20 protein-coding genes, 1 tRNA gene and 1 pseudogene are annotated in these 18,569 nt (G+C 63.9%); 17 read left to right on the top strand and 5 right to left on the bottom strand.

Annotation, left to right across the window (positions count from 1 at the left end):
* Nucleotides 1–4 precede the first annotated feature (4 nt).
* Nucleotides 5–829 (top strand): alpha/beta fold hydrolase, encoded by an 825-nt coding sequence (locus ACVWYI_RS36755; RefSeq protein ID WP_247351305.1) that lies wholly within the window; start codon nucleotides 5–7, stop codon nucleotides 827–829.
* Nucleotides 830–835: 6 nt separating this feature from the next.
* Here ACVWYI_RS36755 and ACVWYI_RS36750 read toward each other — a convergent pair whose 3' ends face one another.
* On the bottom strand, nucleotides 836–1,489 hold the full coding sequence (locus tag ACVWYI_RS36750) for a TetR/AcrR family transcriptional regulator (RefSeq protein ID WP_456664418.1): 654 nt from the start codon (nucleotides 1,487–1,489) through the stop codon (nucleotides 836–838).
* An 83-nt stretch (nucleotides 1,490–1,572) separates the two neighbouring features.
* Here ACVWYI_RS36750 and ACVWYI_RS36745 point away from each other — a divergent pair, with 83 nt between their 5' ends.
* From ACVWYI_RS36745 to ACVWYI_RS36685, 13 genes are all read left to right on the top strand, one after another.
* Nucleotides 1,573–2,511 carry an SDR family oxidoreductase gene (locus ACVWYI_RS36745; protein WP_247351303.1) on the top strand — a complete coding sequence of 313 codons (939 nt, stop codon included), beginning with the start codon at nucleotides 1,573–1,575 and terminating at the stop codon, nucleotides 2,509–2,511.
* A 26-nt stretch (nucleotides 2,512–2,537) separates the two neighbouring features.
* Nucleotides 2,538–3,197 carry an NAD(P)H-binding protein gene (locus ACVWYI_RS36740; protein ID WP_247351302.1) on the top strand — a complete coding sequence of 220 codons (660 nt, stop codon included), beginning with the start codon at nucleotides 2,538–2,540 and terminating at the stop codon, nucleotides 3,195–3,197.
* An 81-nt stretch (nucleotides 3,198–3,278) separates the two neighbouring features.
* Nucleotides 3,279–3,716: a DUF2948 family protein gene (locus ACVWYI_RS36735; RefSeq protein WP_247351301.1), complete on the top strand. Its 438-nt coding sequence runs from the start codon at nucleotides 3,279–3,281 to the stop codon at nucleotides 3,714–3,716.
* Between the two features lie 202 nt (nucleotides 3,717–3,918).
* Nucleotides 3,919–5,166, top strand: coding sequence for a histidinol dehydrogenase (hisD, locus tag ACVWYI_RS36730; protein ID WP_456664417.1), 1,248 nt, complete (start codon nucleotides 3,919–3,921; stop codon nucleotides 5,164–5,166).
* Complete coding sequence (locus ACVWYI_RS36725; protein ID WP_247351299.1) at nucleotides 5,163–5,660, top strand: UPF0262 family protein; 498 nt, start codon at nucleotides 5,163–5,165, stop codon at nucleotides 5,658–5,660. Before hisD ends, ACVWYI_RS36725 begins: the two co-directional genes overlap by 4 nt.
* 5 nt (nucleotides 5,661–5,665) lie before the next feature.
* Nucleotides 5,666–6,133, top strand: coding sequence for an arsenate-mycothiol transferase ArsC (locus tag ACVWYI_RS36720; RefSeq protein ID WP_247351297.1), 468 nt, complete (start codon nucleotides 5,666–5,668; stop codon nucleotides 6,131–6,133).
* 155 nt (nucleotides 6,134–6,288) lie between these two features.
* The gene (locus ACVWYI_RS36715) at nucleotides 6,289–6,918 is read left to right on the top strand and encodes a Maf-like protein (RefSeq protein ID WP_247445258.1); all 630 of its coding nucleotides are present in this window, start codon (nucleotides 6,289–6,291) and stop codon (nucleotides 6,916–6,918) included.
* Between the two features lie 93 nt (nucleotides 6,919–7,011).
* Nucleotides 7,012–7,194: a DNA gyrase inhibitor YacG gene (gene yacG, locus ACVWYI_RS36710; protein WP_247445257.1), complete on the top strand. Its 183-nt coding sequence runs from the start codon at nucleotides 7,012–7,014 to the stop codon at nucleotides 7,192–7,194.
* Between the two features lie 186 nt (nucleotides 7,195–7,380).
* Nucleotides 7,381–7,456: transfer RNA gene (locus ACVWYI_RS36705), tRNA-Phe, on the top strand.
* Nucleotides 7,457–7,745: 289 nt separating this feature from the next.
* Complete coding sequence (locus tag ACVWYI_RS36700; RefSeq protein WP_247351293.1) at nucleotides 7,746–8,000, top strand: type II toxin-antitoxin system Phd/YefM family antitoxin; 255 nt, start codon at nucleotides 7,746–7,748, stop codon at nucleotides 7,998–8,000.
* The gene (locus ACVWYI_RS36695) at nucleotides 7,988–8,413 is read left to right on the top strand and encodes a type II toxin-antitoxin system VapC family toxin (RefSeq protein ID WP_247351291.1); all 426 of its coding nucleotides are present in this window, start codon (nucleotides 7,988–7,990) and stop codon (nucleotides 8,411–8,413) included. The genes ACVWYI_RS36700 and ACVWYI_RS36695 overlap by 13 nt, the downstream gene beginning before the upstream one ends.
* Before the next feature lie 17 nt (nucleotides 8,414–8,430).
* A complete protein-coding gene (locus ACVWYI_RS36690) occupies nucleotides 8,431–10,743 on the top strand; it encodes a 2OG-Fe(II) oxygenase (RefSeq protein WP_456664416.1) in 2,313 nt (770 codons plus the stop codon).
* A 41-nt stretch (nucleotides 10,744–10,784) separates the two neighbouring features.
* Nucleotides 10,785–11,483 carry a hypothetical protein gene (locus ACVWYI_RS36685; RefSeq protein WP_247351287.1) on the top strand — a complete coding sequence of 233 codons (699 nt, stop codon included), beginning with the start codon at nucleotides 10,785–10,787 and terminating at the stop codon, nucleotides 11,481–11,483.
* Between the two features lie 124 nt (nucleotides 11,484–11,607).
* Here the strand turns inward: ACVWYI_RS36685 and ACVWYI_RS36680 are convergent, their stop codons facing one another.
* The 3 genes from ACVWYI_RS36680 to ACVWYI_RS36670 all read right to left on the bottom strand — a co-directional run bounded on the left by ACVWYI_RS36680 (nucleotide 11,608) and on the right by ACVWYI_RS36670 (nucleotide 15,539).
* On the bottom strand, nucleotides 11,608–12,984 hold the full coding sequence (locus tag ACVWYI_RS36680) for a SagB/ThcOx family dehydrogenase (RefSeq protein WP_247351481.1): 1,377 nt from the start codon (nucleotides 12,982–12,984) through the stop codon (nucleotides 11,608–11,610).
* Nucleotides 12,985–13,077: 93 nt separating this feature from the next.
* Nucleotides 13,078–15,324 (bottom strand): TOMM precursor leader peptide-binding protein, encoded by a 2,247-nt coding sequence (locus tag ACVWYI_RS36675; protein ID WP_247351286.1) that lies wholly within the window; start codon nucleotides 15,322–15,324, stop codon nucleotides 13,078–13,080.
* Nucleotides 15,321–15,539: a hypothetical protein gene (locus ACVWYI_RS36670; protein WP_247351285.1), complete on the bottom strand. Its 219-nt coding sequence runs from the start codon at nucleotides 15,537–15,539 to the stop codon at nucleotides 15,321–15,323. The genes ACVWYI_RS36675 and ACVWYI_RS36670 overlap by 4 nt, the downstream gene beginning before the upstream one ends.
* Nucleotides 15,540–16,256: 717 nt before the next feature.
* Here ACVWYI_RS36670 and ACVWYI_RS36665 point away from each other — a divergent pair.
* Both ACVWYI_RS36665 and ACVWYI_RS36660 read left to right on the top strand, forming a co-directional pair.
* Nucleotides 16,257–17,126, top strand: a complete 870-nt coding sequence (locus ACVWYI_RS36665; protein ID WP_247351283.1) for a VOC family protein — start codon at nucleotides 16,257–16,259, stop codon at nucleotides 17,124–17,126.
* A gap of 201 nt (nucleotides 17,127–17,327) precedes the next feature.
* Nucleotides 17,328–17,576, top strand: coding sequence for a hypothetical protein (locus ACVWYI_RS36660; protein ID WP_247351282.1), 249 nt, complete (start codon nucleotides 17,328–17,330; stop codon nucleotides 17,574–17,576).
* A gap of 7 nt (nucleotides 17,577–17,583) precedes the next feature.
* Here ACVWYI_RS36660 and ACVWYI_RS36655 read toward each other — a convergent pair whose 3' ends face one another.
* Nucleotides 17,584–17,724: a hypothetical protein gene (locus tag ACVWYI_RS36655; RefSeq protein ID WP_247351281.1), complete on the bottom strand. Its 141-nt coding sequence runs from the start codon at nucleotides 17,722–17,724 to the stop codon at nucleotides 17,584–17,586.
* 169 nt (nucleotides 17,725–17,893) lie between these two features.
* Between ACVWYI_RS36655 and ACVWYI_RS36650 the strand changes: the two are divergent.
* Nucleotides 17,894–18,557, top strand: a pseudogene (locus ACVWYI_RS36650) (FABP family protein).
* Nucleotides 18,558–18,569: the final 12 nt, after the last annotated feature.

Here is an 18,569-nt window from a genome sequence, read left to right as displayed (position 1 = left end):
AGCAATGCCTACTATCACCACCAAGGACGGCGTCGATATCTTCTACAAGGATTGGGGAAGTGGCCAGCCGATCGTGTTCAGCCATGGCTGGCCGCTATCGGCCGACGATTGGGACACGCAGATGTTGTTCTTCGTCGCGCGCGGCTACCGCGTCATCGCCCATGACCGCCGCGGCCACGGCCGTTCATCGCAGGTCTCCGACGGCCACGACATGGATCATTATGCCGACGATCTCGCGGCGGTGACGGCGCATCTCGACCTGAAGAATGCGATCCACGTCGGCCACTCCACCGGCGGCGGCGAAGTCGTGCACTACATCGCGCGCCACGGCGAGAGCCGGGTGGCGAAGGCCGCGATCCTCTCGGCCGTGCCGCCGTTGATGGTGCAGACCGTGGCCAATCCCGGCGGCCTGCCGAAGAGCGTGTTCGACGGTCTCCAGGCGCAACTCGCCGCCAGCCGCACGCAATTCTATCGCGATCTCCCCGCCGGCCCATTCTACGGCTACAATCGTCCCGGCGCAAAACCGTCGGACGCGGTGATCCATAACTGGTGGCGCCAGGGCATGATGGGCGGCGCGAAGGCGCATTACGACGGCATCGTCGCGTTCTCGCAGACCGACTTCACCGAGGATCTGAAGAAGATCAACGTGCCGGTGCTGGTGATGCACGGCGACGACGACCAGATCGTGCCTTACGCCGATTCCGCGCCGCTGTCGGCCAAGCTTTTGAAGAACGGCACGCTGAAGACCTACAAGGGTTTTCCGCACGGCATGCCGACCACGCACGCCGAGACCATCAACGCGGACCTGCTGGCGTTCTTCAAGGGGTGAGCGGCCTCACTCCAATATCGCCCTGATCGCGTCGAACGTGCGCTTGACGAAAGCTTCCGGCTTCTCCCGCGCACCTTCGCCGATCCAGCTCTCGCCGCCGACGCGCATCGCGCCGGTGGCGATCATGGCGACGAGCCGCGCGTTCAGCTTATCCGATTTGGTTCTGGCGCGCTGTGAAAGCCCCTCGGCCAGGGCGTGCTCGAGCTTCTCGTATTTGAGCTGGTCGCGTGCCCGAAGCGCGGGGTTGTCGCGCTTGAGCCGCGACATTGCCGCCGCTTCGGCCGGGTCGATCCGCTTGAGCGCCGCCGCGATCGCGTTCTCCGCCGCGGTCAGCATGGATTCGCCCGCAGGCCGCGCGACGACCTCCGCGACCAGCGCGGCGGCTGCGCCCTCCTGCCAGGCGGTCACCACGTCCTCCTTCGAGGCGAAATAATGGAAGAAGCTGCGTCGCGACACGTCCGCCGCGGCCGCGATGTCGTCGATGGTCGTGGCCTCGAAGCCGCGCTCCAGGAACAGCGCCATGGCCGCGCGGGCCAGTCGCTCGCGAGTCGCCTGCAGCTTGCGCTCGCGCAGGCCGGGGCCATCGGGGGATTTTACCCCTGCCGGCAACGGCTTGGCGCGCTTGTCGGCTGATTTCCTGGCGACCTTCGAAATCTTCAAATCATTTCACCTCTTGCAAACTTGCACCCAGTGCACATTTAGACCCGTCGCGGGCCTTTTCCCAGCCCCGACGGAGCTATGGCATGACCGACTGGACCACGGCAGACATCCCCTCTCTCAGCGGCAAGACCGCCGTCGTGACCGGGGCGACGGGCGGCCTCGGCTACGAGACGGCGCTGGCGTTGGCGGGCGCCGGTGCCATTGTCATACTCACCGGGCGCAACGACGCAAAGGGCCTGCGCGCGATCGAGGGCATTTGCGGGCGCTTTCCCAATGCGCTGATCGCCTACGAGCATCTCGACCTCGCCAGCCTCGCGTCCGTGGCCGATTTTACCAGGCGCTTCGCCGCCAGCAACGAGCAGCTCGACCTCCTCGTCAACAATGCCGGTGTGATGGCGCTGCCGAAGCGGCAGCAGACGGCGGATGGTTTCGAGATGCAGCTCGGCACCAACTATCTCGGCCATTACGCGCTGACGGCGCGGCTGTTGCCGCAGCTTCGCCGGGCGAAGGCGGCGCGCGTCGTCAATCTCTCGAGCCTTGCGCACCGCTCCGGCGCGATCAATTTTGACGATCTGCAAAGCAGGCACTCCTATCGTCCGTGGCGGGCCTATTGCCAGTCCAAGCTGGCGATGCTGATGTTTTCGCTGGAGTTGCAGCGCCGCAGCCTCGCCGCCGGCTGGGGTCTGACGAGCCTTGCCGCACATCCCGGCTACGCGCGGACCGATCTCATTCCGAACGGGCCGGGTGCGAACACGTTCCAGTCGCGTGTGAGCCGGTGGCTGCAGCCCTTCATCAGCCAGTCTGCCGCGGAAGGCGCGCTGCCGACCTTGTTGGCCGCGACCTCGCCGGCAGCTGAGCCGGGCGGCTATTACGGTCCGAACTGGTTCTACGAATTGAAGGGACCACCCAGGCCGGCGAAGATCATGCCGCAGGCAAAGGATTTTGCCTCGGCAGCCATGCTGTGGGATGTCTCGGCGACGTTGACCAATATATCCTTCGACGAGATCGTAGCCGCCGCATGAGCCGCGACGCTGTAGGAAACGTCCCGATGCAGATCGTCATCTTCGGCGCGACCGGCATGGTCGGGCAGGGCGTTTTGCGCGAATGCCTGGTCGATGCCGGCATTGACCGCGTGGTTGCGATCGGCCGTAGCCCGACCGGCGTGCGCAATGCCAAGCTCACCGAGATCACACGCGGCGATTTCACGGATTATTCGGCGATCGAAACGCAACTGACCGACTTCGACGCCTGCTTCTTCTGCCTCGGAGTCTCTTCGATCGGCATGAGCGAGGAGCGCTATCGTCATCTCACCTACGACCTCACGCTCGCGGCGGCGACGACGCTGGCGCGGCTCAATCCGCAGATGATTTTCACTTACGTCACAGGCGCCGGCACCGATTCCACCGAGCAGGGTTCGCGAATGTGGGCGCGTATCAAGGGCAAGACCGAGAACGATCTGCTCAAGCTGCCGTTCAAGGCGGCCTACATGTTCCGGCCCGGCGCGATCCAGCCCCTGCACGGTGCCCGCTCCAAGACCGCGTGGGTGCAGGCGGTGTATACCGTAACCTGGCCACTCTGGTCGGTGCTGCGCCGGCTCTCGCCGCGGCTCGTCACCTCGACCGAGCAGATGGGCCGCGCCATGATCCGGGTTGCCCGGGAGGGGTATCCGCGCAAGGTGCTGGAGATGGAGGATATCAATAGTCTCTAGTCCGGTGGAGCGTTAGTTCCAGGGAAATTTTGGCGCCCGCGCGCGTTGAGCCCTGTCCGCCCGAAGGAGAAAGCGCCGGCGATGTCTCCCCAGCTCAAATTGATCGCGCTCGACGCCGACGACCTCGCCGTGATCTCGGCCCACGTCCAGGATGCCCGCGTGCAGCCTTCGGACATCATCTGGCGGCAAAGCGAAAAGCGGCTGGTGGTCGGCATGAGCCGGTTGGACTGGGAGCAGATGCTGGACGGCGAGGCCGAGCCGCGCAGGCTGATCGCCGCCCTGCGTTTCGACCGCGTGCTCGCCTGCAAGTCGCGCAACATCGACCTCGCCGCGGCGGACATGATTCTGGACCTCATTGGCATCGAATTTCACGGCCAGGACGCCCCCGGCGGCAGCGCGTTGCTCCTGTTTGCCCAAGGCGGCGCCATCCGCCTCGACGTCGAATGCCTGGAATGCGAGCTGACCGATCTGGGGGCGGATGAGCTAGGGACAGGGCTGGAGGTTGACGGCGAGGGGTGAGGTGGTCGGTATACCAGCCAAATCCGCTGAGGCCCGCGCCGGAACGCCGCCTTCCAAGGGTTGAGCCAAGGGTTGACGCAGCTTTCCCGCCGCGCCATTGAGCAGGGGCCCGGTGAGCCAAACCGCGCCCCCAAGAACCAGTTAGAAGCCAAGATGCCCCGTTCGTCTCGACCGCAGCAGCGCCGATTTTGACCAGCGATTCGTGGCCTTCCTCGCCGCAAAGCGCGAGGCCTCGGCCGACGTCGAGGCTGCCGCGCGTGCCATCGTCGACGACGTGGCCAAGCGTGGCGACGCGGCCCTGCTCGAGGCGACGACGAAGTTCGACCGGCTGACGCTGGATGCATCCGGCCTGCGCGTCACCGCCGCCGAGATCGAGGCCGCGGTGAGAGCCTGCGATGCCGCGACGCTGGACGCGCTCAAGCTCGCGCGCGACCGCATCGAGACCTATCACAGTCGCCAGCTTCCGAAGGACGAGCGTTTCACCGATCCGCTCGGCGTCGAGCTCGGCTGGCGCTACACCGCGATCGAATCCGCCGGCCTCTACGTGCCCGGCGGCACCGCGGCCTATCCCTCCTCAGTGCTGATGAATGCGGTGCCGGCAAAGGTCGCCGGCGTGGCGCGTCTCGTCATGGTGGTGCCCTCGCCCGACGGCAAGCTCAATCCGCTGGTGCTGGCGGCAGCAAAGCTCGGCGGCGTCAGCGAGATCTACCGCGTCGGCGGCGCGCAGGCCGTGGCCGCGCTCGCGCATGGCACCGCGACGATCGCGCCGGTCGCAAAAATCGTCGGTCCCGGCAACGCCTATGTCGCCGCGGCAAAACGGCTGGTGTTCGGCAAGGTCGGCATCGATATGATCGCCGGTCCCTCCGAGGTGCTTGTCATCGCAGACGACACCGGCAATGCCGACTGGATCGCTGCCGATCTGCTGGCACAGGCCGAGCACGATGCCAGCGCCCAGTCGATCCTGATCACCGATTCCGCGCGTCTTGCCGCCGATGTCGAGAAGGCGGTCGAGGCGCAGTTGAAGACGCTGCCGCGTGCCGCGATCGCCAGCGCCTCGTGGGCCGATTTCGGTGCCATCATCATGGTGAAGAATCTCAACGCCGCCATTCCGCTTGCCGACGCCATTGCCGCCGAGCATCTCGAGATCATGACGCAAGATCCCGACGCGCTCGCTGCAAAGATCCGCAATGCCGGCGCAGTGTTCCTCGGCGCGCATACGCCGGAGGCGATCGGCGACTATGTCGGCGGCTCCAACCATGTGCTGCCAACGGCGCGCTCGGCGCGATTTTCTTCGGGCCTCTCGGTGCACGATTTCCTCAAGCGCACTTCGATCCTGAAATGCGGCCCGGATCAGCTGCGTGCGCTGGGTCCGGCTGCGATGATTCTCGGTAAGGCGGAAGGGCTAGATGCCCATTCGCGCTCGATCGGATTGCGCCTCAATTTGTCATGACCCAGCCGCCCGAACAGGACGACTCGCAAAATCGCATCGTCGGCGTCACGCTCGACGAGGACTCGATCGGCCGTTCCGGGCCCGACATCGAGCATGAGCGCGCGATCGCGATCTACGATCTGATCGAGCAGAACCTGTTCGCCCCCGAGGGCGCCGACGGGAAGGGGCCGTTCACGCTGCATATCGGCATCACCGGCAGCCGGTTGATGTTCGACATCCGCCGCGAGGACGGCACGCCCGTGGTCGCCCATCTGTTGTCGCTGACGCCGTTCCGCCGGATCGTGAAGGACTATTTCATGATTTGCGACAGCTACTACCAGGCGATCCGCACCGCGACCCCGGACAAGATCGAGGCCATCGACATGGGCCGCCGCGGCATCCATGACGAGGGATCGCGTACGCTGCAGGAGCGCTTGAAGGGCAAGGTGCGGATCGATTTCGAAACCTCGCGCCGGCTGTTCACGCTCATTACTGTTCTGCACTGGAAGGGCTAGGCGCGATGGCGGGTCCGCCACGCGCACGCGATCCGCAATCGGTGCTGTTCGCCTGTGCGATGAACAGCGTGCGCTCGCCGATGGCCGAGAGCCTGCTGCGGCACATGTTTCCGCAAGGGCTCTACGTGAAGTCGGCCGGCGCCAGGCGCGGCGAACTCGATCCGTTCGCGGTGTCGGTGATGGCTGAGCTCGGCCAGGACATCTCCACCCACAAGCCGCAGACCTTCGAGGAGCTGGAGGACTGGGAGGGGCTGAATTTCGACCTCATCATCACGCTGTCGCCGGAGGCGCACCACAAGGCGCTGGAGCTGACCCGCACGCTCGCCGCCGACGTCGAGTATTGGCCGACGCAGGATCCCACCACCATCGAAGGCAGCCGCGACCAGAAGTTGGCTGCCTACCGTGAGGTCTGCGACCAGCTCATGCTGCGCATCCGCCGGCGGTTTTCGAAGGTGGGCGCGGCGAACGGGTAGCATTCCGCGTCCGTAACACCCGCGTCACAGAGCGCAGGCACACGCATCCTGTGCCCGTCGAATCAGTAAAGTCCGGGTTCCCGGGTTGTGAAATCAGCCCCCTTCCGATAGGTTCCGCGCGCAATTCACCCCCTGCTTCATCCCCAAATCACCTGATGCTTGGCCGCCCCAAATTCGTTCTTGCCTCCGGTTCGCCGCGGCGCCTGTCGCTGCTCAACCAGGCCGGCATCGACCCGGACGCACTCCGGCCCGCCGACGTCGACGAGACGCCGAAGCGGGGCGAGCTGCCGCGCGCCTGTGCCAACCGGCTCGCGCGGGCCAAGGCCGATGCGGCGCTCAAATCGGTGCAGCTCGACGACGAGCTGCGCGGCGCCTTCATCCTTTCCGCCGACACCGTGGTGGCGGTCGGCCGTCGCATCCTGCCCAAGGCCAATCTGGTCGACGAGGCCGCGCAGTGCCTGCGGCTGCTGTCGGGCCGCAACCACCGCGTCTACACCGCGATCACCCTGGTGACGCCGCGCGAGGCCTTCCGCCAGCGCCTGGTGGAGACCCGGGTCCGCTTCAAGCGCCTCTCGGAGGACGACATCCAGGCCTATATCGGCTCCGGCGAATGGCGCGGCAAAGCCGGCGGCTACGCCGTGCAGGGCATCGCCGGCTCGTTCGTGGTCAAAATGGTGGGGTCCTACACCAACGTGGTCGGCCTGCCGCTCTACGAGACCACCACGCTGCTCGGCGGCGAAGGTTTCCCGATCCGCTTCGGCTGGCTCAACACCACCGCCGTGTAAGCCGAACAGCCGCTCCTGCCTACGCTTCGGCCGGAGGAACCCCTTTGCCGACACGCTCTTGAACTCCCTCACCCCGTGTAAGCTGCGCACCTTATGGACGATCAGGTGAAAAAGCCCGCTAGCCCCCTCAAAACCTGCCCGATCTGCGGCAAGCCGCAGTCCGAGGCCACCCGTCCGTTCTGCTCCCCGCGCTGCCGCGACGTCGATCTGAATCGCTGGCTGAAGGGCTCCTACGTCATCCCCGGCCGCGACGATGAGACGGATGGTGAAGAATAAGCAAGTAATATCAATCGCCTGCTTCTCTCACCGATGTGCCGCGAGCCAGCCGCGGCAAAGCCGCCCCAGCTTGTGCACAGCCAGGCCGCGCGCCCGCTCGGCCGAAGGCGAAGCGTGGGTGGACAGGCAGCCTTCAGCCCACTATAAACCGCCCGCTCGATGGGCTTTGGCCCCTCTTTGGAGCACGCCCAGGTAGCTCAGTTGGTAGAGCATGCGACTGAAAATCGCAGTGTCGGTGGTTCGATTCCGCCCCTGGGCACCATCAACCTAGCATTCAGATCAAAACAGCGAACTCTGCGGATACCGCTGGAAGACTGGCGATTTCGAACCTCCATCGATTTTTGTCAGCAAAGGGAAGCCCGCATATCGTTCTCCCGTCCAATCATCGAGCTCGTTCCGGTTCGATGCCGTCATGGCGCCGCCCTTCGTCGTCGTCCTCGCGGCCGCAAAAATGCGGTATGGAAAATTCCAGCGAAGGTCCGAGAGGCTCGGGCGGCCGGATGTTGACTGAATCTGTACGGTGCTGTACGGTTCTTTAGGAGAGAAGCGCAGTGAACCCCATCTTGCGTAAAGGCGCGGAAGAAGCCCGCAATCAGCTCCCGGATCTTCTTGAAGCAGCCGAGAAGGGCCGTTCGACGGTCATTACCAGACATGGCCGTCCGGTTGCAGCGTTAGTGCCGATCGAGGCGTATGGCGCTGCCATTCGCCAGCAGTCGCTGATGACCGTCGCAGGATCCGGACATGGGCTATGGGGGAAGAATAGCACCCGTACGCTTCGAAAGCTGCGTGACGAATGGAACCGCTAGATTTTGGAAATCTGCCGGAGGATGCGCTCGTTCTCGTCGATTCGGCGCCCATCATCTACTTTCTCGAGGGACACACGAAATTCGGACCGCGCTTCAAGCCGCTCTTCGAAGCCCATGGAGCTGGGCGTCTGCGCTTCGCCGTAACGACCATCACCGTCGCCGAGGTGCTGACCGGGCCCCTGCAGGCACGTGATGACGCGCTCGCGCAGCGTTACCGTGCGATCCTCGAATCGTGGCAACCGATCGCGCTTGACATCGACATTGCGGAAAGTGCTGCGAGGCTGCGGGCGTCGCTCCGCCTCAAGCTGGCAGACGCTGTTCAAGCGGCCAGCGCATTGGCGATCAACGCGGCCGCCCTGGTGACGCATGACCGTGATTTCACACGCGTGCGTTCGCTGCGTATAATTTCCTGAAGGCCCAGCGCGTCGACGTGTCGATCGTTCACGAAACGCTGTCCAGCTTGCAGGGAGTTGCCATGTCGCCGATCGGTACCGCGTTGCTCAACAGTCTTCGTTCCGTCGAGCGTCCGGGCGACTTTTGTATCGGTGGAATTCGGGAGATCTTCATGCCGGCGATCGATGTCGACGGCGTGGGAAGGATCGCGTTTCCGATTCTGCCCGTACAAGCCGAGCGGCTCGTCGCGATCGCCGAGGAAGCTCCCCATGGGCGCGGCGAGGAGACGGTGGTCGATCGCAAAGTCCGGAGAACTTGGCAGGTCGATCCGGCCAAGGTTCGGATTGGAGGGCGTCACTGGGAGAAGACCCTGGCCGGACTCGTCGCCGACATAGCCCTTGGGCTTGGCGTGAGCGAACCGGTTGCGGCCGACTTCTATAAGCTTCTTGTCTACGACCCCGGCGGCTTCTTCGTCGATCACCGCGATACCGAGAAGGTGCCCGGCATGTTCGCGACGATGGTGCTGGTGCTGCCCTCGGCCCACAGCGGCGGCGAGTTGGTCGTAAAGCATCTCGGCCGGGAGGTGGTGCTCGACCTATGTCCGGAGGAGCCGTCGGAGATCGGCTTCGCGGCCTTCTATGCCGACTGCCTGCATGAAGTGCGTCCCGTGAAGAAGGGATGTCGCCTGACGCTCGTCTATAACCTGCATTTCGCCGGCAAGAGGCGTCAGCTGAAGGCGCCCGATTATCGCGCGGAGCACGGGCGCGTGGTTGAGCTGCTGCGGAGTTGGGCGAGCGCGGAGGACGAGCCCGATAAGCTGATCCTGCCCTTGGAGCACGCCTATACGCCGACGGAACTGTCGTTCGGGGCACTCAAGGGTGCCGATGCGGGTATTGCGTCCGTGCTGGCCAAAGCGGCCGCAGAGGCGGATTGCGATCTCCACCTCGCTCTCGTGTCGATCGAGGAAAGCGGCAGCGCCGAACATACCGGCTACCACGGCCGTCGTCGCTGGAGTCGCGACGAGGAGGAGGATGACGAAGAAGAATTTGAGGCCGCCGAGGTCATTGACCGGGCGCTGATCCTGTCCGAGTGGCGGCGTCCGGATCGCGGCGAGGCCGGGTTCGACGATTTTCCATTTGCCGAGGACGAGCTCTGCCCGCCCGATGCCTTTGAGGATCTGACGCCGGACGAGCAGCATTTTCACGAAGCGACAGGCAACGAAGGCGCGTCCTTCGAGCGTACCTATCGCCGTGCCGGCTTCGTGTTGTGGCCGATCGCGCGGAGGCTCGCGGTGCTCAATCAGGCCGGCCTCCGCATCACGCTGCCGTATCTCGAAGATCTGACGGCGCGCTGGGAGACGAGCAACGCATCGATCCAGTCGCCGTTGTGGCGTGAGGCCGATGAGCTTTCGGGGCACATGCTGCGCTCCTGGTCGCGCTCGTCCTGGCGGGCGGACGACGACGCCGAAGCCGGCCGGATGCTCGATTTGCAGGTCCGGCTGGGGAACGTGGCGCGCATCGATTCGTTTCTCGCCGAGCGATCCGCCGAAGGCCATTACGCTGCGCCCGACAACGCCGCCATCGTGCGCGCCGCCGCGCTTCTTCCGGCCCCGCGCGCAACGGAGCTGCTGGTCCGGATCGTCAGGCATAGCGCTTCGGCCCATCTCAGTGCCTGCGGCGATCTGCTGCAGCGATGCGTCGCGGCGCCGACGGGTGCGACGGGCGACCTGGAGCAGATCGGCGCAGCCTTGATAGAGGCCTTGCCGGGCGATCCGACCAAGAGCGAGCGGGTAGACACCTGGACCCGGCCAACGCCGGTGAAGCCGGGCTTCGTCGTCGATCTTGTGACGGCGACAAGCCGGATCGACGCGGGGCTCGCGGCGCGAGCGATCGAGCACCTGCTGGCTTGGCCGAAGACATACAAACCAGACGACGTGCTGGTCCCCGCCGCTCGCGCGTTTGCCAAGCTGGTGGAGAGCAGGGTTTGGCCGGCGGTGCGGCGGCTCCGCGAGGCGTCTCTCGACCATTTGCGCAGGCGCATCGCCCTGCCGCTGGAGGCACCACGGGATTGGACCAGGACCAACCCGCTCAAATGCACATGTGACGAGTGCCGCCGACTGGGCGCGTTCCTGGCCGCGCCGGATCAACAGCAATGGCGCCTGAAGGCGATCCAGGATCGAAGGACCCATGTCGAGCAAAGCGTTCGGAGTACGGCGTGTGACCTTGACCTCACGACGGAAAGGCGCGGCAGCCCCCACACGCTGATCGCGACCAAGAACCAGGCCAGCTACGAGCGGCGTGCCAAGCAGCGACGAGAGGACCTGGCGCATGCGTCGGCGCTGGACGGATAAAGTTTGCTTTCCACCCCGGCATAGCGAGTTCGACTTAAAAAATGAGCCGGAAGAATCGGGTTCCACTTGCTGATCGTGTCGCCAGAGCGGCTGAAACGGCGCTTGCCGCCCGGCTCGTTGTGAGCAGCATCGACATTCTCCTTGAGCTCGGTTGGCTTGATCCAGAAGCGGTGGAGCGCTGGCGCCGCGGCCAGATCGGCTGCCTGGAGGAGGTTGTCCGAACCAATCCGCCGCGAATCTCGGAAGCTATGCGGCTATTCCGGTCGTGGGCGGTGGCCAAGGGATTATCTGCCAGCGAGATGGTGTATGTTGCCCGTACGGTGGGACGCCAGAGGCTGCGTTTCAGCCGAAGCGGAAATCCTGCGATCGAAGCGTCATACCGAACACATTGGGTGTCACCGGAGCTTTCCGAGAAGAAGCGTGAGCGCCTGGCGGAAAAGGCAAGCCGCGCGCCGGAACTGGTGGTCGTCCAGCCATTGAACGCGGAGTGGCGATGCCATCGGTGCGGCGGCACCGGCGATCTGTTGATAATGGAGAATCCTGGCCCGGCGTGCCTGCGCTGCGTTGGCCTCGGCGATCTCGAGTTTCTGCCGGCGGGCGATGCCTTGCTGACGCGGCGCGTGAAAGCGAACAGCACTCGACATGCCGTGGTCGTGCGCTTCAGCACGACCCGTGGCCGTTACGAACGACAAGGTTTGCTGGTCGAGCCGCAGGCCTTGGCAGATGCGCGGCGGACCTAGCCTCCAGTCCGGCCTCTTTCGAATAGAATTGAATTTCAATTATATATGAGTTCGTAGTTTTGTTCTGAATGGCGCACCATTTTTGCGCACGGTCCAAACGGCAACATCCAAAAAATATCGTCCTCTAGCCTAGGCTCGCTGGCTTCCTGCCGCGTCCGAGCGCGAACTGACCGACAGGGCCCTCGACGTGGAATTCGAGCCCCGTCATCTTTGCAAACAGATCGATATTGCCAGTGCCGATGGCGCAGCCGCCGAGGCCCATATCGGTTGCTGCCAGGTAGAACGTCTGGATCATGCAGCCGACGTCCTTCAGGATCAGCGAATACGCGATCGCGCTGTATTTCCAGGAGATCCGCCCGAACCGCGCGGCGATCGTGATCAGGATTTGCGGCGGACCGGATGCGCCCATGGCAAACTCGGCGGCCATTGAAAGCGCCTGGAGTTGCTGGGCGGAGGCGTCGATCGCGACCAGTGCGTGGCCACCGGCGTCGTAGTGATAAAGTCCGCGCGCAAGCCCCTCGCAGTTCGAGACCGTCAGGTACAACTCCAGCTCGTAGGCGCTGCCTGCCGCCGGATACGGCCTTGAGCTGTAGGCGACCTCAAGGCCACCGTTGACATCTGCGCCGCTCTTCCATTTCGACAGCACGCGGGCGGTCGTGTCGAGAAACTGCGCGAGCTCGGTGAGTGTGATCGGATGCTGGTCGTCGAAATCCCGTGTTGAATGGCGCTCGCGCAACAGCTTAGCAAAGGAAGACGCCGGGTCTGGCGTGGCGAATTTGCCGAGGGAGATTTTCTTGCCGGGCCAGGGCGGGCGCACCGCGGGCAACGGCGGAACGATCCCCGCATGGGCGTACGCGCCGCCGACCGGATCGGTATGCCGGCCCTCCGTGCTCCGCGTGTGAAACACGAGATCGTGGAAGTCCCAGAGAACGAGATTGCGGTTGCCTTCGTTCGCTCGAAGGCCGTCTCTGTCCTTCGTATCGAGCTTGATCAGCATCTCGCTGTCGAGCAGCAGTCCGAGCAGATCGAGGTTCAGGGAAGGCACCTGCTTGCGAAGCTTGCTGATCTTCTGCGGCTGCGACAGGGCAGCCAGCGTGGCGGCGACGACGGGATCGCAAATCCGGAACAGCGCGCCGGCGCGCGGCGATTCCAGCACCATCTCGTTGCCGCGCCGGCGCAGATAGGCAAAGCGCGACAACACGATCGTATCGCTGCTCGATAGCTTCGCGCGTTGCGGCCAGTATTCGGCGACCTGTGGCTCGATGACCACCAAATCTTGCGCGTCACGGGGAGAGAACAGGCGATAGTCGAGCAGCCCATGCTGCGCCAGTCGCCGCACCAGAACATGAACTTGTCCCGAGAGGACACTCTTGCCGGCAAGGGAGGCGAGCGGCAGGCCGGAGGCGAGATGCCCCGCGCGAGCGATCGCCGCGGCGTTGAATTGTCCCAGACCGACCGAATAATCGCCCGAGACCGCGGCAATGCTTCCGTCGGCCTGCATTTGAAGGGAGAAACGGCCGTTCAGTCGGGCGGCGATGATCGGTGTGATCTTCCTCGTCGGCTTTTTCCGGGGAACGTGCAACGAGGCCAGCCTTCAGGTGTGTGGCAGGAACGGAGTCAGTTCGCTTTCCAGTCGCGGGCGATCCAGCAGCCCAAGCTTCACCGGGACATCGTAAAGCCGGCCGGGCCCGAAGCGGCGATAGAAATGCCGCAAGCCCGGAACGAGCACCCTGACGACGGGGACCTCGACGTCGGGTCGCGTCTGGTCGAGCACGAGGAAATCGTATCCTGCGCCGGCGGCAATCTCGACGCAGGCATTGACCTGGTGGCGCGTATTGGCGTGAACCTCGAGGTCAGGTGCCGGCGGGATGATCGGATTGTCGCTCGGGATCAGGAACGGATAATCGTCCAGCCGCAGCGGCGTGACACCGTCAAGCGACGGTTTCTCGCCGCTTCCGCCGCTCATCATGCCAATCGACATGAACTGGGTCAGCTCGGTGAGCGAACGCAGCAAGGCGATGCGGCGGTCGAAATGCGAGCCGGACCCGAACTCGATATTCTCGTGTCCGTTCTGCATCCAGTGCATGATCGCAACGTAGGAGGGAATGCCGAGATCGCTGGTGATGTCGAGCACCCAGAGCCGTCGCCCCGCGTCGGCAAACTGGCTCTGGAGATCCCGCACATAGGAATCCTCGAATTGCGTAAGGTCCACTTCGGCGCGCCGGACGCGGTTGTACCACCAGATCGCGTAGGCATCGCGTTCGACCAGTTCGAGGAAGCCTTGAACGATGGCCTCCTCGCGGGTGTTGCCGGCCGCGCATCCGTTGGAATCCGTGTGGAAGCCGCCATAGAAGAAATACAAAAGGCCCGTCGGAAGATATTTGAAACGCTTGTCGCGTAACGACCAGACCGGCGACCATTCGGTCCTGGTCGAGGGATCGAACGGTTCTGGAACCGGATGTGAATCGTCCGGCTGCGGGGCATGCCTGTCTTGAAACTGCATGTCGCTGAAGAACTGGACGTCGTTGGGAAGAAGAGCGTCACCCGGAGCGAAATCGGCAAAGCGGCGCTTTGTCCTGATCTCGTCGCCCTGGAAAATGCCCGAGTAGCGCTCGATCGCTTCCATCAGCGCGCTGGCCTCGCCCTGCTCGGCCGTGGAGCCCTTGCCGAAGCTGCCGCCGCTCAGGCCGGACCTGAGCTGGTCGACGTTCCAGGCCGGCGCAGAGAAATTGTGGTGGGCGAAAAAATTGGTGTTCATCGGCAGATCGGCCTCGATCCGCTCGAGCCGCGACACCACGCCGGTCAGCGGACTGACGTGTTTGCGGTACCGTGCCACGGTGGCTCGCGACGTCACGGTGCGGTGTCCGCCGCTGGTCATGACGAGCTTTCTGCCCTCGGCAATCTCGATCGGCACTGCTGCCCGTCGTGGATTCTTGAGCTTCTTGCTGCCGCAGGTCGAGCATTGCGGGCGTTTCGCGACGTAGTGCTTGACGATCGCAGCCCCGGTCAGGTCGAAGCTCGCGATATGATCGCTGAGATCAGTGCGAAATCCGGAGGCGATCGCCTTCGCGATTTCAACCGCAGCGAAGTGGATCCCGGTTTGTCCTACGGTGTCGCTGACCAGGGGCGATATTGCGACCGCTTGCGCCACTCCGCGGTCGAGAAACCCCTTGATCTCGCGATTGCGGATCATGCGATCGTGCAGGCAGGTCCAGCAGGCGCTCTCGCCCGGCATGAACACAGGTCCCACCAGCGGAAACACGCCGGACGGCTGGACCAGCAGCCAGGGCGTCCCGGCGGTCACGCGTTCGCCGTTCAACTCGGCGAGCCGCCGCTCGAGGTAATCGTTCACAAGCGTGATGATAAGTCGGGGCGACCGCTTGGCGATTCGAACCCCGAGCTTGCTCAACGCCGCGCTCAGTTCGCTCGCGCCTTTGACATCGATCGATTCCACCCGTACAGGCCAATTGCGCAGATTCTCTTCGGCGACCTCGGGAGGCAGGCCGAGGCTTGCCCAATATCCATTAACGGCGCCTGCAAATGCGTGCGATGCTCCGCTGATGACGGACTTGCGCTCCAGCAACCGCCTGATGGCTTCCTCGATCTCGGCAACGGGAAAACTCTTCGAAAGCAGGCGGATGATTTCCGGCGCAGTCTTGCCGTTTTTTCCAATCGCGCTCGCCACAGCGCAATACAGATCGCCGTGCAGGAAGAACTTGCGGTTCTCGGAATAGAGACAGACCACATTGGGAGGAAGCAGATAGGCGGTGAAGTTCGGTGCGAATCGCAAGATGTCCTTGCGGGTTTGCTTCGTAGCGCTGCTCTTTCGCTTGACTGTCATCGGGTCAGCACGCCGATCCTGTTCCCGTCATCCCGATTGCCGGCGCGCGACGAACGCTTGGCCTGGCCCGACTTGTGCACCGAGCTCGACCACCGGCCTTCTTCTTCGGATAAGTTGGAACACACTCGCTCGCCATCGGCAAGCTGACCAGCCGGGCGCAGCGAACGCTGTAACAAAAACAGCAAATTGGCCGGGTCGTTTGCGAGCCCGGCCAATGAAATCGCGACCTGTCGACACACAGTCAGGGAGTGCTGCTTTCTAGCACCAGCGGCAGCGGCCCCATGACGCACAGCACCCTGTGCATGCCACTGGTACGCCGATCACGCCAACGCCGCAGCCACCGCATCCGACGCCGCAGCGACAGGCTCTGCAGCCTGCGCAACCTCTGCAGCCACCGCAACCTCTGGCCGCACAGCCACGGCAACCGCCGCAGCCACGACAGCCACCGCATCCGCGCGCGAGCAGCACTCCGCTTAAGCTTCTCTCATCGGTGGCGAGATGGAAGGTGGCGAGGTTGACGTCGGCGAGTTCTTCCTCGTTGAGCGTGGTGAACTGGCCGGGCGCGAAGTTCGGTCTTTGTTGAGGCTCGCTTGGCGGCACCGCGGACGCCATCGCGCTTCCCGCCAGCGAAAAAGTCAGTCCGGCGAATCCGAGCGCCGGGACCGCGGCTTTGGTCATTCGCCTCTTTTTCGAAGCTTGCTTCGTTCGTCGCATGGCCGCATCCTCCATGGTTGGAAGAACGATCTTGTGCAATGATGCTACGCCGAGCAATCAAAGCGGGCAAGATTCACGTGAACACGAAATGTAGTGGCGCTCGTTCAGATCGCATTCATCTTCATGAACGACATCGCGGTAAGTTCCTGTCGATGACACCGGGCTGCGGCGCATGATGCAGTGCGCAATGGTCTGCCCGCTCGAACGGGGAAGCTAGCTTGGTCGATCTACCCGGACGCTTCGTTTGGTACGAGCTTCTGACGACGGACATGCCGTCGGCGGCTGCTTTTTACGCGGAGGTCGTCGGCTGGGCCGTGAAAGATGCGTCGAGCGCGGAATTGGCTTACTCGCTGCTGACTGCGGGCGAAGCTCCGGTCGTCGGGCTTATGGATCTCCCCGAAGAGGGGGTGCGAATGGGAGCTACGCCGAGATGGCTCGGCTACGTCGCCGTCGATGACATGGATGCGAGGACCGCGCAGATCCGCCGGCTTGGAGGCGCGATCCTGGTATCGCCGACCGACAGCAACATCGGCCGCATTGCAGTGGTCGCCGATCCGCAAGGAGCGACCTTTGCGCTGGTCACCGGGCTGACATATGGCCAATCGCAACCGAGCGGGCCGGACCAGCCCAGGCGCGTCGGCTGGCACGAGTTGCTGGCCGAAGACCGAAGCAAGGTCTTTCCGTTTTACGGCGAGCTTCTCGGCTGGCAACGGGCCTCCGCCGACGCCGGCCCGGCAAGCGTGTACGAGTTGTTTTCGGCGGCCGGGCAGACGATCGGAGGCATGCTCACCAAGCTTCCGAGCGTATCGCAGGCGTGTTGGCTCCATTACTTCAATGTCGAGGACGTCGGCGCGGCGGCCCGGCGGATCAATGCTGGCGGGGGTCGGGTTCTCCAGGAACCAATCGAGTTGCCCGATGGTTGCTGGATCGTGCGATGTGTCGATCCCCAAGGCGCCCTGTTTGCGCTGCAGGGGGCGTGGGATCAGAAGGGTATCAAGCGATCCTCCGCCCCGGAAGTCAGCTGGTCTGCCAAGTGGGGTGGCATTGCTACACAGGGCAGGATGGTGCTTCCCAAGACGAAACGCTAAGCCGAGACGTTTCGAGGGTCAACGACCGTTCCGCCGCCAACGCGGAGGATCGACAGGAGCGTCCGTTCAGCAGTTCGTCATGCGCAGCCCCGAGCTTAATTCCGGAACCAGATCGTGCCCGCCCATTGCTGGCACTCTGCTTGCTCAGTCAGGACCAAACTCCGGCCTTGGTAGAGAGGCCGTTTCAGGTTGAGGCAAGCGATGCAAGATATGTCCCGTTCTGGTGCTGCCGGCGAACTCCGGCTCGATGGGTTGATCGCCGATTTGTGGTGGCGCGTTCGACTCATCAACACCGACATTCTCGAGGAAGAAGCCCGAGCGCGCGTGTTCGACGTGCATCAGCCGGAATATCCGCTTCTCGCACTGAACCTTCGCGCCCGGCGCGACAATTTGGTCTCGACGATCGGCGTGCTCGAGCAGCGTGCGAGATCAACGTCGGAAGCTGCTTGAGGGGCGTTCACACCGGAAACTTCAGCGGCGTCAGCGCCGGCGAGCAAATACCAGCTGCCGGCGGCGCAACGGGCGCGCCGAACACAAAATCTTGGGAAGCGTCGGCATCGTCCGGGATCACCGGAATCAACCTGAGGTCCGCGACCACCGTTACTAGACGTCCTGGCGGCGGAGCCGAACTCAGGAGGTTCGGCTCCGCATCGCGTCATGTATCGTCTGCGCGTGGCGCTTGTGTCCATTCGCGATTGTGAGGCTTGAGCACGAGCCACGCCCGCGCTCTCATGCTATTCCTGCCTCGCAACGACGCGAGGACATCCATGCTGCCCCTTCCCGCCGACATCTTCACCGAGCCCGCGGACGTCTCGCCCGACGGTCTTGCCAATCTCGGTCCGCTCCGCCGTCTCGCCGGCGTCTGGCAGGCTGACAAGGGTATCGACATCAATCCGAAGGCGGAGGGGCCGGAGCGGCGGACCTTCATCGAGCATATCCGGATGGACCCGATCGATCCGCAGGCTAACGGGCCGCAGCTGCTTTACGGGCTGCGCTATCACATCCACATCAACACGCCCGAGGAAGACATCACCTTCCATGACCAGGTCGGCTACTGGTTGTGGGAGCCCGCGACCGGGCTGATCATGCAGACGCTGGCGATCCCGCGCGGGCAGGTGCTGCTGGCGTCGGGCAAGGCCGGGCCGGACGACAAAGAGATCTCCGTTACAGCGAAGCGCGGCGACACCGCTTACGGGATTTGCTCGACCAGACTTTCTGGAACAAGCGTTCCGCACTGATGCTTACCGCTGCGACATCACCTTCAACGGCGACGGCAGCTGGACCTATCTGATCCAGACCGAGTTGTTCGTGCGCGGCGCGCCGTTCAACCATCGCGACACCAACACACTAAAACTCGTCGCGCCGCCAAAGCTCAATCCCCTCGCGGTGATCGTGAACGATCGGGCCAACGGGAATGGGCCGGCCGCCTGAATTCCGACCGGA

The organism is Bradyrhizobium sp. LB13.1 (assembly GCF_054056815.1).
This window is presented reverse-complemented; position numbering and strand designations above follow the sequence as displayed.

Bases quoted from the DNA above. Each gene is read 5' to 3' on its own strand.
- ACVWYI_RS36735 (WP_247351301.1), top strand. From the start codon at position 3,279: ATGTCTCCCCAGCTCAAATTGATCGCGCTCGACGCCGACGACCTCGCC.
- ACVWYI_RS36725 (WP_247351299.1), top strand. From the start codon at position 5,163: ATGACCCAGCCGCCCGAACAGGACGACTCGCAAAATCGCATCGTCGGC.
- ACVWYI_RS36675 (WP_247351286.1), bottom strand. From the start codon at position 15,324: ATGACAGTCAAGCGAAAGAGCAGCGCTACGAAGCAAACCCGCAAGGAC.
- ACVWYI_RS36680 (WP_247351481.1), bottom strand. From the start codon at position 12,984: ATGCAGGCCGACGGAAGCATTGCCGCGGTCTCGGGCGATTATTCGGTC.
- ACVWYI_RS36695 (WP_247351291.1), top strand. From the start codon at position 7,988: ATGGAACCGCTAGATTTTGGAAATCTGCCGGAGGATGCGCTCGTTCTC.
- ACVWYI_RS36755 (WP_247351305.1), top strand. From the start codon at position 5: ATGCCTACTATCACCACCAAGGACGGCGTCGATATCTTCTACAAGGAT.
- ACVWYI_RS36660 (WP_247351282.1), top strand. From the start codon at position 17,328: ATGCAAGATATGTCCCGTTCTGGTGCTGCCGGCGAACTCCGGCTCGAT.
- ACVWYI_RS36685 (WP_247351287.1), top strand. From the start codon at position 10,785: ATGAGCCGGAAGAATCGGGTTCCACTTGCTGATCGTGTCGCCAGAGCG.
- ACVWYI_RS36720 (WP_247351297.1), top strand. From the start codon at position 5,666: ATGGCGGGTCCGCCACGCGCACGCGATCCGCAATCGGTGCTGTTCGCC.
- ACVWYI_RS36740 (WP_247351302.1), top strand. From the start codon at position 2,538: ATGCAGATCGTCATCTTCGGCGCGACCGGCATGGTCGGGCAGGGCGTT.
- ACVWYI_RS36715 (WP_247445258.1), top strand. From the start codon at position 6,289: ATGCTTGGCCGCCCCAAATTCGTTCTTGCCTCCGGTTCGCCGCGGCGC.
- ACVWYI_RS36745 (WP_247351303.1), top strand. From the start codon at position 1,573: ATGACCGACTGGACCACGGCAGACATCCCCTCTCTCAGCGGCAAGACC.
- yacG (WP_247445257.1), top strand. From the start codon at position 7,012: ATGGACGATCAGGTGAAAAAGCCCGCTAGCCCCCTCAAAACCTGCCCG.